12 protein-coding genes and 1 pseudogene are annotated in these 17,851 nt (G+C 69.1%); 7 read left to right on the top strand and 6 right to left on the bottom strand.

Annotation, left to right across the window (positions count from 1 at the left end; translation table 11 throughout):
* Nucleotides 1–75: 75 nt before the first annotated feature.
* From ABN028_RS04455 to ABN028_RS04430, 6 genes are all read right to left on the bottom strand, one after another.
* Nucleotides 76–2,148 (bottom strand): beta-galactosidase trimerization domain-containing protein, encoded by a 2,073-nt coding sequence (locus tag ABN028_RS04455; protein WP_349695715.1) that lies wholly within the window; start codon nucleotides 2,146–2,148, stop codon nucleotides 76–78.
* Nucleotides 2,149–2,230: 82 nt separating this feature from the next.
* Entirely contained in the window at nucleotides 2,231–3,292 is a 1,062-nt protein-coding gene (locus ABN028_RS04450; protein ID WP_349327686.1) for an ABC transporter ATP-binding protein, read from the bottom strand.
* 70 nt (nucleotides 3,293–3,362) lie between these two features.
* Entirely contained in the window at nucleotides 3,363–4,499 is a 1,137-nt protein-coding gene (locus tag ABN028_RS04445; RefSeq protein WP_349695714.1) for an ABC transporter ATP-binding protein, read from the bottom strand.
* A complete protein-coding gene (locus tag ABN028_RS04440; RefSeq protein ID WP_349327688.1) occupies nucleotides 4,500–5,501 on the bottom strand; it encodes an ABC transporter permease in 1,002 nt (333 codons plus the stop codon).
* Between the two features lie 33 nt (nucleotides 5,502–5,534).
* Nucleotides 5,535–7,043 carry an ABC transporter permease gene (locus tag ABN028_RS04435; RefSeq protein WP_349327689.1) on the bottom strand — a complete coding sequence of 503 codons (1,509 nt, stop codon included), beginning with the start codon at nucleotides 7,041–7,043 and terminating at the stop codon, nucleotides 5,535–5,537.
* 146 nt (nucleotides 7,044–7,189) lie between these two features.
* On the bottom strand, nucleotides 7,190–8,953 hold the full coding sequence (locus ABN028_RS04430; RefSeq protein ID WP_349695713.1) for an ABC transporter family substrate-binding protein: 1,764 nt from the start codon (nucleotides 8,951–8,953) through the stop codon (nucleotides 7,190–7,192).
* A gap of 221 nt (nucleotides 8,954–9,174) precedes the next feature.
* On the opposite strand from ABN028_RS04430, the pseudogene ABN028_RS35270 reads away from it, so the two are divergent.
* The 7 genes and pseudogenes from ABN028_RS35270 to ABN028_RS04400 form a co-directional block, all read left to right on the top strand.
* Nucleotides 9,175–9,360, top strand: a pseudogene (locus tag ABN028_RS35270) (CHC2 zinc finger domain-containing protein); the annotation flags it as partial.
* 384 nt (nucleotides 9,361–9,744) lie between these two features.
* Entirely contained in the window at nucleotides 9,745–12,027 is a 2,283-nt protein-coding gene (gene dnaG / locus ABN028_RS04425) for a DNA primase (protein WP_502879165.1), read from the top strand.
* A gap of 53 nt (nucleotides 12,028–12,080) precedes the next feature.
* Nucleotides 12,081–13,475 carry a xylulokinase gene (gene xylB, locus ABN028_RS04420; protein ID WP_349695711.1) on the top strand — a complete coding sequence of 465 codons (1,395 nt, stop codon included), beginning with the start codon at nucleotides 12,081–12,083 and terminating at the stop codon, nucleotides 13,473–13,475.
* A 78-nt stretch (nucleotides 13,476–13,553) separates the two neighbouring features.
* Nucleotides 13,554–14,072, top strand: a complete 519-nt coding sequence (locus ABN028_RS04415) for a hypothetical protein (protein WP_349695710.1) — start codon at nucleotides 13,554–13,556, stop codon at nucleotides 14,070–14,072.
* 108 nt (nucleotides 14,073–14,180) lie between these two features.
* On the top strand, nucleotides 14,181–15,464 hold the full coding sequence (locus ABN028_RS04410; protein WP_349327694.1) for an ROK family protein: 1,284 nt from the start codon (nucleotides 14,181–14,183) through the stop codon (nucleotides 15,462–15,464).
* Complete coding sequence (gene xylA / locus ABN028_RS04405) at nucleotides 15,461–16,627, top strand: xylose isomerase (protein ID WP_349327695.1); 1,167 nt, start codon at nucleotides 15,461–15,463, stop codon at nucleotides 16,625–16,627. The genes ABN028_RS04410 and xylA overlap by 4 nt, the downstream gene beginning before the upstream one ends.
* A 39-nt stretch (nucleotides 16,628–16,666) precedes the next feature.
* Nucleotides 16,667–17,848: a Gfo/Idh/MocA family protein gene (locus ABN028_RS04400; protein WP_349695709.1), complete on the top strand. Its 1,182-nt coding sequence runs from the start codon at nucleotides 16,667–16,669 to the stop codon at nucleotides 17,846–17,848.
* The last annotated feature ends 3 nt before the right edge of the window (nucleotides 17,849–17,851 follow it).

Below are 17,851 nucleotides of genomic sequence, written 5' to 3'. Positions count from 1 at the left end.
GTGCCCGGTCTTCTCAGGCAGAGGACGAGACGGTGGAGGCATCTGTGACAGCGCTCCGCCGATGGGGCAGCCGCCCTATCCGTGGTCGAGCACCACGAGATCGAACAGGTCGAGGTGGGGCAGCGTGAAGGTGACCGCGCCAGCAGCCGTCCTGGACGTCTCGAGCGGCATTCCCCGGCGGAGCGAGGTCGCAGCCGCCACGGTGGCGACGCCGGGAAGCTCGACCTGGATGTCGTGGATCGGCAGTGGCGGCCCGAACGCCCGCCCCCGCTGGCCCGAGTAGTTGATGAGGTGGACCAGCGTTCGGTGCGGGTCGTCCTGCGTACTCACGACGATCTCGACATGGGCAGGAGCGTCCGTCGAAAGCTGCCGGCCGCCACCCACCTCATCGAGTGCGTGCACCAGGATGTCGCGGTGCTCGGGCCGGCCGAGGTCGTCGTAGAGCCCACCGATCGGCCAGGGAATGTAGGCCGTCCGCCCGGAGCCGTGACGGTGCCAGAGCAGCCCTGGATGGTCGGTCTCGACGTCCCAGTAGCACTTCTCCGGCGGGCCGTAGCGCGACGGCGGCACCAGGCCGAACGAACACACCGCATCCGGCCTCGGCTCGACATAGAGGTAGGCCCGGTCCAGGAGCACCAGGTCGCCCTCGGTCGCTCCCGGCAGGTCGCCCGGATCCGTCACCCGCAGGTAGGCCGACCGCATCGCTCCCGGAGCTTCTCTCCGGTCGATGACGGTGGCGGCACCGAGGCTCCGCAGCGCGATTCCCGGACGGAGGGCCCCGGCGGCGTCGAAGCCCCCGGTGTCGTACGTCGCCACCAGCCCCCCGCCGGTCTCGACGTAACGGTCCAGCACCTTGGCCTGGTCGTCGGAGAGCACCGCGACGTTCGGCAGGACCAGCGCCTTGTAACGCCGCAGGGTGGAGTCGAGGGCGTCCATGACGAGCAGGTGATCCGGCACGATGTCGAAGGGCACGTGGGACTCGACCAGCGCCCGGTAGACGCCCCGGAGCTCGCCGCGCACCTTGTCGACGCCGGACGGCCCGCCGTAGCGTTCTCCACTGCGTACCGACGACACCACGCCCACCTCGGCGGCGGATCGGACATCGGTGTAGAAGCGCGCATTGTCGCGGTGGAAGCAGAAGACGTCGCGGACGATGTCGAAACTCGTCGCGGGCAGCCGGTCAGGAGTGCCGACCAGGTAGGCCGACGGGTTGCCGCCGTGCGCGATCGTCTGGGCGAAGTACAGCCCGAGGTGCCCCTCCTGCTCGGGAACGAACCGGTACGGCATGTCGATGAACATCACCGAGTTGACCCACACCGGCTTGTCGGGCGCCGCCGTCCGACTGGTCCGCAGGAACTCACCGGTGCCGTAGATCCACAGCGGCTGCGGCCGGTCGACGGCGTTGTTGGCCTCGTAGAACGCGATGTCGGGATCGTGGGCGAGGATCAGCGCGGCGTCGGGATTCTTGCCGGTGATGAGTTTCCGCACCCGGCCGGCGAGGTCGCCGAGCGTCTCGCGGGTGTACTCCAGCCACTTGACGTACGCCGGATCGTCCCAGTCGGCACGGGTCGGCAGCGGCCGGCCGTAGCGTTCGTCAAAGCGCCGTTGACAGTGCGCGCAGTGACACGGCCCGTGGTTGCGGCCGGTGTAGTCGCGCTGGCTGAAGTTGAACCAGTTGAAGAAGAAGCCGTCGACCGGATAGGTGTCGAGGATCTCGCCGAGAATCTCCTCCGACCGCTCCTGGTAGTACGGAGCGCTCGGGCACGTGCTCCAGAGCCCGTTGTAGATCTGACGTTCACCGGTCGCGCTGACGAAGCACCAGTCGGGATGCTGCTCGGCGAGGTCGGCGTGCACCTTCGAGAAGTCGACGCGGGACAGCACCCGGACCCCGCGGGCGTGGGCGGCCTCGACCGCGTCGCCGATCAGGTCGCCGCTGGACCGCTCGGCCAGCCATGGGCTCGGATGCTGGAACGCCAGCCGCGACGGATAGAACGACACGATGCCCGCGGTGTTGAGCAGCCACGTGTCGGCCCCGATGTCCTGGATGTGGTCGAGTACCTGCTCCACGTCGAGGCCCGCGTCGATCTCGCGGAGGTTCGTCTGATGCGTACGAAAGGGCTGATGCCACCAGCGGCTGGTCGTCGACATGGGCCCCATCCTGCTACGCACGGACGGCGAGGACGGAGCACGACGTTCACAATCGGTCATCGCCGCACCGACCGGCGGGCGCTCAGAGGACGCCGGCGACCTCGGCGAAGTGGCAGGCGACCGGATGACCGTTGCCCCGGTCGACGAGGGCAGGCTCTTCGCTCGCGCAGACCTCCTGCGCCTTCCAGCAGCGGGTCCGGAAGCGACACCCGCTCGGCGGATCGATCGGGCTCGGTACGTCGCCGGTGAGAATGACCCGCTCCCGGCGCCGCTCGACCGCCGGGTCAGCCGTGGGCGCGGCCGAGAGCAGCGCCTGCGTGTAGGGGTGGGCCGGCCGGGTGTAGAGATCGTCGCGCACTCCGGTCTCGACCACCTTGCCGAGATACATCACCGCCACCCGGTCGGAGATGTGCCGGACCACGGAGAGATCGTGGGCGATGAAGAGGTACGCAAGACCCAGCGTGTCCTGCAGGTCCTCCAGCAGGTTGACCACGCCCGCCTGCACCGAGACGTCCAGCGCCGACACCGGCTCGTCGAGCACCAGCAGCCTCGGCTCCAGGGCCAGGGCGCGCGCGATGCCGATCCGCTGCCGCTGCCCGCCGGAGAACTCGTGTGGGTAGCGGTTGCCGTGCTCGGGGTTGAGCCCGACCAGCTCCAGCAGCTCCGCGACCCTGGCCGGCCCGCCGCCACCACGCCAGCGGCGGTGCACCTTCAACGGTTCGGCGATGATGTCGTTGACCGGAAGCTTCGGGTTGAGGGAGGCGTACGGGTCCTGGAACACGATCTGGACGTCGCGCCGCACCTCCTGCATCTCCCGCCTGGGCAGGGTGGTCAGCTCCTTGCCGGCGAAGCGGACCGAGCCCGACGTGGGCACGTGCAGTTGCAGGATCGCCCGGCCGGTCGTCGACTTGCCGCAGCCGGACTCGCCGACGATTCCGAGCGTCTCGCCCGCGTCGACGTACAACGACACCCCACTCACCGCGTGGACCTGCCCGACAACGCGACGGAGGAAGCCGCTGCCACGCACTGGGAACGTCATCACCAGGTCGGTGACCTCGAGCAGGTGGTCGCCCCCGGGTTGTGGTGTCGGATCCTCGGCCCGGCGGCCGACCACCGTGGCTGCGTGCGCGGGAGTCGCGGTCATGAGCCGGCCTCCCGCGTGAGCATCGCAGCGAAGCGAGGAGCGGAGCGCGGGGGGCCGGCGGGTAGCACAGTCATGGGGTCGACGCCTCGCTCTCGGTACGGAAGTACGCGGTCGGATCGTCGCTCCCGGCCAGCGTCGACCAGTGGTGGCAGGCGGCCCGGTGCCCGTCGTCGTCGGTCGCGGTGAGGTCCGGCTCCGACGTACGACAGACCTCGTCGGCCAGCGGACAGCGCGGCTGGAAGGGGCAGCCCGAGGGCAGGCTGATGAGCGAGGGTGGACTGCCCTTGATCGGGCGCAGCCGCTCGCCGCTCGCCACGTCCAGCGCGGGGATCGAGCCCAGAAGCCCTGCGGTGTAAGGCATCCTCGGCCGGTAGAACACGCTGTCGGTGTCGCCGATCTCGACCGGGCGCCCTGCGTACATCACGAGCACCCGGTGAGCCATGCCGGCGATCACCCCGAGGTCGTGGGTGATCAGGATGATCGCGGCGCCCACGGCGTCCTTGACCTCGAGCAGCTTCTCGAGGATCTGGGCCTGCACCGTCACGTCGAGGGCGGTGGTCGGCTCGTCGGCGATGATGACGTCCGGCCGGTTGATCACCGCCATCGCGATCATCACCCGCTGCCGCATACCGCCGGAGAACTCGTGCGGATAGGCGCGCAGCCGGGTCCGTGCCTGCGGGATGCCCACGAGGTCGAGCATCTCCTCGGCCCGCGCGAACGCCTGCTTGCGGGACATCACCTGGTGGGAGAGTACGGTTTCGGCGAGTTGGTCGCCGATCGTGCGTACCGGGTTGAGTGCGGTCATCGGGTCCTGGAAGACCATCCCGATCGCCCGGCCACGCAGGCCGCGCCGGCGCCGCGGGGACATCGTGAGGACGTCCTCGCCACGGAAGTGGACGCGGCCGGTGATCCGTGCCGACTTCGGCAGCAGTCCCATGACCGCCATCGACGACACCGACTTGCCCGACCCGGACTCGCCGACGATGCCGAGGACCTCGCGTTCGTGCACGGCGTACGACACGCCCCGCACGGCCCGGACCAGGCCGTCGTCGGTCGGGAAGCTCACCGTCAGGTCCTCGACCCGCAGGATCTCCTCCCGTGAGGGCAGGCGCGTGTCGGCGAGTCCGGTGACCACGTGCGGGTCCTGTGGCGCATCGTCGGAGCCGAAATCCAGTACTTCGCTGCCGCGATCGAAGGCACTCGTCATCTACTCACGCACCCGGTTCTGTCGGGGGTCGAACGCGTCCCGCAGGCCGTCGCCGATGAAGTTGACCGCCAGCGCGATGGCGATGATGAACGTTCCCGGCCACCAGAAGAGCCACGGGCGGGTCAGCATCGCGGCGCGGTACTCACTGATCTGCGTGCCGAGTGACGCGTCGGGTTTCTGGACGCCGAAGCCGAGGAACGACAGCGCCGTCTCGAGCAGGATCGCGCTCGCGATGGTGAGCGTCGCGCTCACCACGATGACGCCGATGGCGTTGGGCATGATGTGGCGGAAGATGATCCGCAGCGGGCGGGTGCCGGCGGCGCGTGCCGCCTCGACGAACTCCTTCTCGCGGAGCGAGAGGAACTCCCCGCGCACGAGGCGGGCCAGTTGCGTCCACACCACCAGGCCCAGGACCACGCCGAGCATGATGATCCCGGAGTTGCCCGCCATCCGTCCGACGACGGCGGCGATCACGACCAGCGGGATGGTGATCATCACGTCGGTGAAGCGCATGAGGACGGTTTCCCACCGCCCGCGGAAGTAGCCGGCGAGCGCGCCCACCGTGCTGCCCACGACGGTGGCGACCAGACCCACGATGAACGCGATGGTGATCGACTGCTGCGCGCCGCGCATCGTCAGCGCGAAGTAGTCCTTGCCGACGTTGTCCTGGCCCAGCGGATGCTCGCCGAACCGGAACCCTTCTCCGCCGAGGAATCGAGGGACCACGCTGAGCGTCGGCCGGCCACCGTCGACCACCGGGGCGGTGGCGGAGTACGGCGTGTCCCACCATCCGGGGATCGGGCCGACACCGATGGAGCTGAACGAGAGGACGAGGATGGCGCCGAGCAGGACCATTCCGGCGAGGGCCGCGCGGTGCCGGAAGAACCGGCGCCGGATCATCTGCCCCTGCGTCCGTGCGACGACGGCCATACCCTGCGCCTCGTCGGGGCCGGCGCCCGAGCCCGGCCCGGTCGGCGGGTCCGCCTTGGTCACTGTCGTCATCGGCGCCTCCTCTGCTCCATTCGTACGGCCTGGTCAGGACAAGCGGATGCGGGGGTCGAGGTAGGCGTAGGCGATGTCGGCGATCATGTTGAACACGACGATGGCCGTGCCGCTGACGATGAAGAACGCCATCACCCGAGTGGGGTCGACCTCCCGTAGCCCTTCGCTGAACAGCCGCCCCATGCCCTGCCAGCCGAAGACCTCCTCGGTGATGATGGCGCCGCCGACGACGCCGGCGAAGTCGAACGCCATCAGGGTGGTGATCGGGATGAGCGAGTTACGGAACGCGTGCCGGACGATGACGCTGCGCTCGGTGAGACCCTTCGACCGTGCCGTGCGTACGTAGTCCTGGTTGAGGATCTCGAGCATGCTCGCGCGCGTGTACCGCGTGTAGGTCGCGAACGAGATCAGCACCAGCGCCATGCTCGGTAACGCGATGTGACCCGTGGCGTCCCAGGTCAGCTGCCAGAAGTCGCCTTCGAAGTTCGGGGTCCGCGCACCGATGGTGGAGATCGGCCGCCCCAGCACGAGGTCGCTGTAGCCCGAGAACGCACGCAGGAAGTGGTCGAAGAAGATCAGCCCGGCCGAGAACAACCCGGTGAGCACCGCGGCCGACATTGCCTGCCGGCGCTGCAGTCCGCCGAGGACGTAACCGATCGCCGCACTCACGACGACCGTCACGAGCGCCAGTCCGATGAGCAGCAACCAGGTCGGGTCGGCGAGGACCGGATCGAGTGCGAGGGAAAGGACCGAACCGAGGACCGCGGTGGTGAGTGCGGCGACCAGTGGGTCCCTGGCGCGGAGTCCGGCGAACAACGTCGTGGCGCCGAGGCCCGCCGCCAAAGACACGACCAGGACCACCGCGAAGCCCAGTCGGGGATCGGCGAACCAGCGGGTGAAGGACAGGTACGCGAGAATCCCACCGGTCGTGGCGGCCGCGACCGCGAACGCCGCCGCCCGGCGCCGTAGGTCACCCCCCAGAACCGCCGCCCACCCCACCCCCGCGACGAGCGCGAGGACGACGATGACGGCCAGGGGGATCGTGGGATCGCGCAGCCAGTTGTTGAACTCGATCGCGGCGTACTGCTTGAGCATCACGGCGACCCAGAACGACGGCAGCGAGAAGAAGAGGAACGACGCGAAGGTCACGGTGTAGTCGAATCCGGTGTACTGCCGGAGCGCGGTGACGATGCCGACCATGACACCGCAGATGATGGCGAGCACGGTGGCCGCGAGCACGAGCTGCAGCGTCGCCGAGACCGCCTGCCCCAGCAGGGTTCCGACCTCGACCCCGTTGCGGGCCGTGCCGAAGTCACCCTGGGCCACTGCGGTGAGCCAGCCGACGTAGCGCAGCGGGATGGGGACGTCGAGCTGCATGCGTTCGGTGCGTTCGGCGATCTTCTCTTCCCGCTGCGGGGTCTGGTCCTGCCGGAGATCGGCCAGCGGGTCGCCGGAGAGCGCCGTCAACGTGTAGACGAGGAATGTCGCGGCCAGCAGAACGAAGAAGGAGATGATCAGTCGGCGGGCGATGAAGGCGGTCACGGCTTGCTGCTCCTCTTCTGCATCCCACGCGTATGTTCGGCATCCCACGCATATCTTCGGCATCTCAGACGTACGGGGACGGAAAGCTTGGAGCTCCGTCCCCGTACGCCTGTCTCACATTGAGTTCTGCGGCTGTGTCGTCAGCGTCAGGACATGGACCACTCGTCCATGTTCCAGGTGATCGACGCCTGGGACGGGTTGGGCGTGATGTTCGTCAGCGTGTCCGTCCACGCGGACAGGGCCGGCTGCGAGTAGAGCGGAATCGTCACCAGGTCCTCCCAGAGGATCCGCTCGACCTCGCCGATCAACCTGGCCTGCTCCTCGGAGTCGAGCGTGGCGTTGAGCTCCTTGATCAGCTTGTCCACTTCCGGGTTGGAGTAGCAGCCGTTGTTGTTGCCCTTGCCGGACGGCGTGCAGGCGGTCGGCGTGGTGAAGGTCGACGCCCAACCGCTCACCAGCGACGACCCGGCCCAACCGAACAGTGCGACGTCGAACCGGTTCGTCGCGAGGTCACCGTCTGCCTCGAAGAAGTTCTCCGCACCAGCGTCGACCACCTTGAAGCCAGCCTTGCCGCAGGAGTCCGCGATCAGCTCGACGACCTGGGTGCGGCGCGGGTTCGGCGTGTTGTATCCGACCTTGACCTCCATGCCTTCGTTGCCCGTCTCGGCGAGCAGTGCCTTCGCGCCCTCGATGTCAGGCTCGGCGTACGCGTCCATCTGCGCGGCCTCGACGACCCCTTCGTAGCGGGCATCGAACGGCGCGACGTTGCGGACGTCCATCGGCTCCGCGTCGGCCTGCTCCGGCTTGATCAGGTTGTCGACGATCAGCTCGCGGGGTACGCACTTCGTGAACGCCTCGCGCAGCTTCCGGTCCGAGAAGGGGTTGTTCTTGTTGAAGTTGAAGTCGAGGTGGTCATAGAGGTACTGCGTACCTGTCTCGACCTTGACGCCCTGAGCCGACTCGAGCTGGTTCAGCAGGTCGGGGTTGGTCTGCGGCTCGATGATGTTGACCTCACCGTTCTGCAGAGCCTGCACCTGCTCGTCCTGCACGATGAAGCGGATCACGACGTTCTTCACCGCCGGCGGGTCGCCCCAGTACTTGTCGTTGGCGGTCAACGTGATCGACTGACCGGCGTCCCACTTGCTGAGCTTGTACGGACCAGACGACGGGATCAGCGACTCCTCGGCCAACTTGCCCGGCTCCATGACCCAACCGGAGTTGTAGAACTCGGCCGCCTTGGCGAGGGCTTTGTCGTCCTGGCTCTTGACCGCGTCGATGAACTCCTGCTCGCTGAGCCCACCCTGCTTCGCGACCACGTGGGCCGGCATGAGGTCGGCGGCGCCGGGTCCACCCTGACCCTCCCAGTCGGCGAACGGCTCGGAATAGCGGAACGTGAAGTCCTTGTCCCCGGCGGCGCAGTCGGGGACCTCGATGAGCTCGACGCCGGTCGTGCCGGAGGTCGAGAACAGGTCCTTGCCGACCTTGCCGGAGTTCGCGGCCCAGAACAGCAGGACGTCGTCGCAGTCGATCGGCGTGCCGTCTGACCAGGTGGCCTTCGGGTTGATGGAGTACTCGATCGTCAACGGGTCGTCGGAGGTCTTCTCGTACGTGCCGAACTCGGTGTTGGGAGCGACCTCGCCCTTGTCGTCGAAGTACCAGAAGCCGGTGAGCACGCGCTGCAGCACGATGTTGTTCTTGCTGGCGTTGTTCTCAGCGGTGTTGCCGTTGTAAGCGTCGATTTCCTGTTCGAAGGTGTGGGTGATGGTGACCGCGGCCGGCGCCTTCGGGCCCGCGCCCTCGTCGCCACCGGTGTCATCCCCTCCGCCACCACCCCCGCCGCAGGCAGCGAGGAAGAGCGCGACCCCTGCACCCAGCCCCACAAGTCGGCTGCGTCTCCGATTAGTCCGCACGGCATAGCTCCCTGTGATTGTTCGGTAGAGGCATCCGATGCCGCCGCGATGTGCCCGGCGAAGTCGGGTGGCAAAAGATGACCACCGGGCCATGGATGCTGGCAAGTGGTTGCGGGCGGAGTGTTACGGAAACGATGCCGGCACGCCACAGGTGAGCTGTGATCGCCGCCGGCCGTGTGCCGCGCGTAGCCGGCGGGTCCGCCAGCCGTAGACTCGCGAACATGGCCGGCCGGATCCGCGACGACGACATCGCGCTGGTCCGCGAACGGACGCGGATCGACGAGGTGGTGTCGCAGTACGTCACCTTGCGGCCCGCGGGTGCGGGGTCGATGAAGGGCCTGTGTCCCTTCCACGACGAGAAGTCTCCGTCGTTCAACGTCCGCCCCCAGCTCGGCGCGTTCCACTGTCTTGCCGGTGAGACGGAGGTGCTCACATGGGACGGTCCGCGGCCCATCCGGGGGCTTGCAGGTGGCGTGCATCGGGTGCTGGGCCGGCACGCCGACTGGGTTGAGGCGCCCTTCCGGTCGTACGGCGTCCAGCGGTTGTTCAAGATCACGCTGACGCGGAACCAGCAGGTCAAGGAGCTGTACGCGACCGACGGGCACCGCTGGTTCGTGCGATCCGGCAAGACGTTGCAGTCGACCCGCGAGGCGTTGACGACGGACCTTCGTCCCGGGCACCGACTTGCGTACGTCTATCCCAGGTCGCGGATCCGTCAGACCACGCCCTCGCCGTTCGGTATCGCGCACGGAATCACGTACGGTGACGGAACTCTGAACGGCACGGGCGCCATGGCGAAGCTGTGCCCGCCCAAGGACAACGAGCTCCTCAAATGGTTTCCGAACAGCTACGTGAGCGCCGACGGCGACAACCTGCTCGTGCATCACCTGCCGCGGTTCTTCAAGTCCCTGCCGTCCCTCGACGAATCGGTCCCGTATCTGTACGGCTGGCTGGCGGGCTACTTCGCGGCGGACGGCTGCGTGGCGAAGGACGGCACCGTGATGCTGAACTCCGCCAAGCGGGAGAACCTCGAGTTCGTGCGTACCGTCTGCACGCGCCTGGGCATCGGCACGTACGGGATCACGATGCAGATGCGGGAGGGGTTCCCCGGACGCGAGCCGAGCGCCCTCTATCGCGTCCACCTCGTCAACGACGATCTCACCGACGAGTTCTTCCTCCTTGACGAACACCGGCGGCGCTTTCAGAGCACGCACAAGGAGTACGTCCGGCGCGGCTGGGTGGTCCGTTCCGTCGAACCGACCGACCGGGTGGAGGAGGTCTTCTGCGCCGAGGTCGAGGACGGCCACGCCTTCGCGCTCGCCGATAACATCTTGACATCGAACTGCTTCGGCTGTGCCGAAGGCGGGGATGCCATCTCGTTCCTGCAGAAGATCGAGGGCCTCGGCTTCGTGGAGGCGGTTGAGCGCCTCGCCGCGCAGGCGGGCATCACCTTGCGGTACGAGGACGGCGGTCGGCCCGAACGCAAGGAGCACGGCAGCAGGGCGCGGCTCATCGAGGCGCACAAGGCGGCCGCGGACTACTACGCCGAGCAGCTGCACGACTCGCCTGATGCCGCCGCCGGGCGGACGTTCCTGTCCGAGCGCGGGTTCGACAAGGCGGCGGCCGAGACATTCGGGATCGGGTTCGCGCCACGCGGACCCGGAGCGCTGCTCTCGCACCTGCGCGGCCGCGGGTTCGCCGACGAGGAGCTCGTCACCAGCGGCCTCGTCGCCACCGGTGCACGTGGCCGCTACGACCGGTTCCGCGGCCGACTCGTCTGGCCGATCCGTGAGCTCGCCGGAGACGTCGTCGGATTCGGGGCCCGCCGGCTCTTCGACGACGACCGGGTGGAGGCGAAGTACCTCAACACCCCGGAGACACCGATCTACCACAAGAGCCAGGTGCTGTACGGCGTCGACCTGGCCCGCCGCGAGATCGCCCGGCGACAGCAGGCCGTGGTCGTCGAGGGTTACACCGACGTCATGGCCTGTCATCTCGCCGGCGTGCCCACCGCGGTGGCGACGTGCGGTACCGCGTTCGGTGAGGACCACGGGCGGGTGTTGCGGCGGCTGCTCCTCGACCACGACGAGTTCCGTGGCGAGGTGATCTTCACCTTCGACGGCGACGAGGCCGGTCAGCGGGCGGCGATGCGGGCCTTCGACGGTGACCAGCAGTTCGTGTCCCAGACCTACGTCGCGGTCGAGGCGTCCGGCATGGATCCGTGCGACCTGCGCCTGGCACACGGTGACGCCGCGGTCCGCGACCTGATCGCCCGTCGGGTGCCGCTCTACCGCTTCGTCCTCGGCAACGTTCTGCGCCGCTACGACCTCGACCGCGCCGACGGCCGGATCGACGCACTGCGGGCGACCGCCCCGCTGTTCAGGTCCGTCCGAGACAAGGCCAAGGCCGGTGCGTACGCCCGCGAGCTGGCCGGCCTGCTCGGGCTGGAGGTCGAGGAGGTCCGCGCCGAGGTCGGGCGAGCGATGGGTGCGGGCGAGAACGACGGTCGGAAGGGTCAGGGCCGGGGGACCGCCCGGGTCCGGGGTGCGGCTCCGCCGGAGCGCCCGAACGTCCCCGCCACACCGCTGCCCGACCGCGACGACCCGCGCCTGACGGTGGAGCGGGAGCTGCTCAAGCTGGTCATGCAGTCTCCGACGCTCGCCGGTCCCGCGTTCGACTCGCTCGAGGACGAGGTGTTCACCCATCCGGGCTACGTGGCCGTGCGCCATGCGATGGCGGCGGCCGGCGGCGCGGGGACCTCGGCCGGCGGTGACGCCTGGGTGGCCGGGGTCGGTGACAAGGCTGTCGACGACGGCGTACGTGCCCTGGTGACGGCCCTGGCCGTCGAACCCCTCCGGGCCACGGCGGGACCGGACCAGCGGTACGCCAGCTCGCTGCTCGCCAGGGTCCAGGAGCTGGCGGCGGCCCGGCAGATCGCCGACGTGAAGTCCCGCCTGCAGCGGATGAACCCGGTCGAGCAGACCGAGGCCTACAACAAGCTTTTCGGCGAACTGGTCGCGCTCGAGCAGCACCGTCGGGCCCTGCGTGACCGCGCCATCGGTGGCCTCGACTGACGCCTGTCACCGGCGGCTGGTCGCCTGATCGGCGCGGCGGCTAGGTTTTGGGCATGCCGAAGGTTGCCGGGATCGACTCGTCCACCCAGTCCTGCAAGGTCGTCGTCTGCGACGCGGAGTCCGGTGCGGTGCTCGCGGAGCGCGCAGCACCCCATCCGGACGGAACCGAGTGTCCGCCCCACGCCTGGTGGGCCGCTCTCCAGGAGGCGGGCGACGGGCTGCTCGACGACGTGGCGGCCGTCGGCGTCGCCGGGCAGCAACACGGGATGGTCACGCTGGACGAGTCCGGCAGCGAGGTCCGGCCGGCGCTGCTCTGGAACGACACCCGCTCCGCCGGGGCCGCCACCGACCTGATCGAAAAGCTCGGCGGACCGCAGGCGTGGGCCGACGCGACGGGATCCGTACCCCTCGCGAGCATGACCGTCACCAAGCTCGCCTGGCTGGCCGAGCACGAGCCGGCGAACGCCGACCGGGTGGCCCAGGTCATGCTTCCCCACGACTACCTCACCTGGCAGCTCTGCGGGCGTCCGACCACCGCCGCCACCGACCGCGGAGACGCGTCCGGCACGTTGTACTGGTCACCGGTCACAGGCGAGTACCGGACCGAGCTGCTGGAGCTCGCCTTCGGTCGTACGCCGGAACTGCCCACGGTCCTCGGCCCGGCAGAGACAGCGGGGGAGACCTCCAGTGGTGCGCTCGTGTCGGCCGGCACGGGCGACAACATGGGCGCTGCCCTCGGCCTCGGCATCGGCGCGGGCGACGTGGTCGTGTCGCTCGGCACCAGCGGCACGGTCTTCGCGGTACACGACCGGCCGACCACCGACGGGTCGGGCATCGTCGCCGGCTTCGCCGATGCCACCGGCCGGTTCCTTCCGCTCGTCTGTACCCTCAACGCCGCGCGGGTGATCAACGCCACCGCGGCGATGTTGGGCACGGACATCGAAGGCTTCAACCGGTTGGCGCTGGCCGCCGCACCTGGCGCCGGTGGCCTGGTCCTTCTGCCCTACCTCGACGGCGAACGTACGCCCAATCTGCCTGACGCCGCGGGTTCCCTGCACAACCTGCGCCGTTCCGCCATGACCCCGGAGAACCTCGCCCGCGCCGCGGTCGAGGGGATGCTGTGTGGCCTCGCCGACGGGCTTGACGCCCTGCGTGACCAGGGTGTGGTCGTACGCCGGATCCTGCTGATCGGTGGTGCTGCCCGCTCACCGGTCGTACAGGCCGTTGCGCCGCTGGTCTTCGGGGGCCCGGTCACGGTGCCGACGCCGGCCGAGTACGTCGCACTGGGTGCGGCGCGGCAGGCGGCCTGGGCGTTGGCCGGGGGCGCGGCACCGCCGGAGTGGACTCTCGCGGAGAGCGTCGCCGAACGTACCCGGGACGTCGACCCGGACGCGGGCGCGCAGATCCGTGCCGCCTACGCGAACGCCCGGACGGCCATGCACGGATAGTGGCGACGGCGCGCGCGGGGGGTCCGTCCGTGATTGGTCCCCTTCCTGAATGGGGATGGTGCCGTTCGGGGAGGGACGATGGCGATAGTTCCGGGCGGCGCTGGTGCGCGTCGCCGTCTTGTCGTACGACAACGGCTCCGTGAGCGCCGACGCGATCTCGGGCTCACGCAGAAGCAGGTGGTCAGCCGGTTGGCCCGGCTCGGCATGCTCACGACCAACAAGGCGCTGAGCAGCCTCGAGCACGGCACCGGCCTCGACGTCGCGAAGCTTCCAGAGCTCGCGCGAGCACTCGAGTGCACGATCACCTATCTACTCGGGCTGACGTCCGACCCGGGCCGGTGGGAACCTGATCCACGACCCGCACCCCAGCGGCCGGCGCCGGTGCGCCAGGAGTCCAGGGTTTCGCCGGTACGCGAGCAGGCCGTGCGTGAGCAGTCGGAGCGGGATCGATCGACTCGTGAGCAGGCCGCGCGTGAAGAGGCCGTGCGTGAGCAGTCGGAGCGGGAACGATCAGCGCGTGAGGAGTCCGTGCGCGACTCCACGGTGGACGAACACTCATCCACGCGGGAGCCGATCCGCGAACCGTCGTCGGTTTGAGCAGGCGCCGCCGACCCGGCGCCGCCCGTCTTGACCCGCCTCGTCGACAGGTCTAGTTTGTTCGGGACCTGAACGAATAGGCGGTTGTCAGACCTGGGAGGCGGCTGGGTGACAGATGCGCCGACGCGCCTCCTCGGGAGGGCGGATCAGGGCGCCGTACGCAGGGCCAATCTGGCGGTCGTCGTGCGGGCCCTGCGCTCCAGTCCTCGCACCCGAGCCCAGCTGACCGCGGACACCCTGCTCACCAAGGCCACGGTGTCCAGCCTGGTCGGCGAGCTTTCCACCCGCGGTCTCGTCCGCAGCCATGAGCCCACCAAGGCCGGCCTGGTCGGCCGCCCCGGGCAGCAGGTCGAGCTCATCGGAGAGCGCGTGCTGGCGGTGGGGCTCGAGCTGAACGTCGACTACCTGGCCGCGGTCGTCCTGGACCTGGCCGGGGAGCGTCGGGCCAAGGCGCGTACGGCCCTCGATGTCTCGGCGAGCGTCGAGGACACCGTGGACGCCGCGGCCGACCTGATCGCGAGGGTGACAGCGCAGGCGGAGACCGCGGGCAACGTGCTCGCGGGCGTCGGGGTCGCCGCTCCAGGGCTGGTCGACGCCGCCTCGGGGCAGGTCCGGGTCGCACCGAACCTCGGATGGCGTGATGTCGCCCTACGTGACCTGCTCCGGCGACGGCTGCCCAGGACGCGCGTCATGGTCGACAACGAGGCCAACCTCGCGACCCTCGCGGAGTACGCCGCCGTCCAGGACGTGGCGGCCACCGACCGGGACCTCATCTACCTCACGGGCGGCATCGGCATCGGCGGTGGGATCGTCGTCAACGGCGAGGTGGTCCGGGGGAGTGCGGGCTACGCCGGTGAGGTCGGACACCTCGCAGTCGCACCGGCACCGGACGGCGAGCGCTGCGGCTGCGGTCGGCGTGGCTGCCTGGAGACCGTGTGCGGACTCGGTGCCCTCCTGCGGCTGGCCGCCGACGAGGCGGATCCCGTTCACGATCACGGCCGCGATCTCGACGAACGCCTGGACCTGCTGATGTCCCGCGCCACCGCGGGCGACCCACGCACCCTCCGGGCGTTCGCGCAGATCGGTCGTGCGCTCGGCCATGGCGCCTCGATGCTCGTCAACCTGGTCAACCCCCGCGTGCTCGTGCTCGGCGGCTACTTCGCCCGGGTCGGCGAGTTTCTCCGTGAGCCGGTCGAAGCCGAGCTCGCCGAGCGGGTCGTCGCGCCCGATCTTGGCGGCTGCCGGATCACGCTGTCCCGCCTGGGCCTCGCCGCCGCCGCGACAGGCGCGGCGCACTCAGCCCTGCAACCCGTCCTTGACGACCCCACCCTCGTGCCTGCCCTCTCACCCCGGCGTGGGGCGCACGCAACCCTAGAGAAGGAGATCGGATGAACGACTACACACCGACCCCCGAGGACAAGTTCTCCTTCGGGATGTGGACCGTCGGATGGCAGGGCGTGGACGTGTTCGGTTCCGCGGTCCGCGAGCCGCTCGACCCGGCCCACGGCGTGCGCAAACTGGCCGAACTCGGTGCGTACGGCGTGACCTTCCACGACAACGACCTCTTCCCGTTCGAGGCGAGTGCCGCAGAGCGTGACCAGGCGGTCGCGAGCTTCCGCAAGGCGCTCGACGAGACCGGGCTGGTCGTGCCGATGGCGACCACGAACCTGTTCGGGCACCCGATCTTCAAAGACGGCGCGTTCACCGCCAACGACCGGGCCGTCCGCCGGTTCGCGATCCGCAAGGTGATGGACAACATCGACCTGGCGGCGGAGTTGGGTGCCACCACGTACGTCTGTTGGGGCGGCCGTGAGGGCGCGGAGTCCGGGGCGGCGAAGGACATCCGCGCCGCGCTCGACCGGATGAAGGAGGCCTTCGACGTCCTCGGGCAGTACGTGATCGACCAGGGCTACGACATCCGGTTCGCGGTCGAGCCCAAGCCGAACGAGCCGCGCGGCGACATCCTGCTGCCGACGATCGGGCACGCGATCGCGTTCATCAACGAACTGGAGCACCCTGAGATGGTCGGCCTCAACCCCGAGGTCGGGCACGAGGAGATGGCCGGAGTCAACTTCGCGCACGGGATCGCGCAGGCGCTCTGGCACGGCAAGCTCTTCCACGTCGACCTCAACGGCCAGCACGGTCCGCGGTTCGACCAGGACCTGCGGTTCGGGGCAGGCAACCTGCGCGGGGCGTTCTGGGCGGTCGACACCCTCGAGACCGGAGGATATGACGGTCCGCGACACTTCGACTTCAAGCCGCCACGGACCGAGGACATGGAGGGTGTCTGGGAGTCCGCGCGTGGGTGCATGCGCAACTATCTGATCCTGCGTGAGCGGTCACGTGCGTTTCGTGCCGACCCGGAGGTGCAGGAGGCGCTTCGTACGTCCAAGCTGGACGAGCTGGCGCGGCCGACTCTGGCCGCGGGCGAGACCTACGCGACCCTGCGCGAAGAGGATTGGGGCGACGCGGCCGTCGATGCCCTGGCCAACCGTGGCATGGGCTTCGAGCGGCTCGACCAGCTCGCGATGGACCACCTGCTCGGCGTCCGGTAAGCAAGGGCTCGGCATCCGGTAAGGAGAAGAGGACCACGTATGGGTGACAGCAAGCCGACGCTCGGCGTAGGCATGGTCGGCTATTCCTTCATGGGGAAGGCACACTCGCAGGCCTGGCGTACCGTGAACGCCGCCTACGACCTGCCGTACCGCATCGAGATGGCCGCCATCGGTGGCCGGAACGAGGACAAGGTGCGCGCCGCCGCGGACTCCCTCGGCTGGCGGTCGTACGAAACGGACTGGCGGCGGATCGTCGAGCGCGACGACATCGGCCTGGTCGACGTCTGTACGCCGGGCGGCAACCACGCTGAGCTCGCCATTGCCGCGCTCGAGGCGGGCAAGCACGTCCTGTGCGAGAAGCCGCTGGCCAACACGGTCGACGAGGCGCGCGAGATGGTGAAGGCGGCGGAAGCGGCATCGGCCAAGGGCGTGAAGTCGCTGGTCGGCTTCAACTACCGGCGGGTGCCGGCGGCCGCCTACGCCCGCCAACTCGTCGCAGCCGGCAAGCTCGGCAAGATCAGGCAGATCCGGGCGGTCTACCTGCAGGACTGGCTCACCGATCCCGAAGCGCCGCTGGTGTGGCGGCTGCAGAAGGAGCTCGCGGGTTCCGGAGCGCTCGGTGACATCGCCTCGCACATCGTCGACCTCACGCAGTTCATCACCGGGCAGAAGGTGACCGGTGTGAGCGGGCTGACCGAGACGTTCATCAAGGAACGCCCGATCCTGCTGGAGACCGAGGGCCTGGGTGGATCGGGTTCGGCAACGGAGCGGGGCGAGGTCACGGTCGACGACGCCTCGCTGTTCATCGCCCGACTCGACGGTGGTGCGGTGGCGACGTACGAAGCGACCCGGTTCGCCACCGGACGCAAGAACGGCCTGCGACTCGAGATCAACGGTGAGAAGGGCTCGCTCGCCTTCGACCTCGAACGCCTGAACGAGCTCGAGGTCTACTTCAGCGACGACGACCCCGCCACGCAGGGCTTCCGCCGCGTCCTCGTCACCGAAGCCGACCACCCCTACATGTCGGCGTGGTGGCCACCCGGTCACATCATCGGCTGGGAACACACGTTCACCCACGAGGCGCGCGACCTCGTGACGGCGATCGGCGACGGGAGCGATCCGGCGCCGAGCTTCGCCGACGGCCTGCAGGTGCAGCAGGTCCTGGAGGCCGTACTCGCGAGCGCCGAGTCCGGCTCGAGCTGGGTCCCCGTCACGTCGTAGAAG

Source organism: Actinopolymorpha sp. B17G11, from assembly GCF_040196095.1.
In the GTDB taxonomy this organism is placed as follows: domain Bacteria; phylum Actinomycetota; class Actinomycetes; order Propionibacteriales; family Actinopolymorphaceae; genus Thermasporomyces.
The sequence above is the reverse complement of the archived record's forward strand: the minus strand, read 5'-3'. Positions and strand labels throughout refer to the sequence as shown.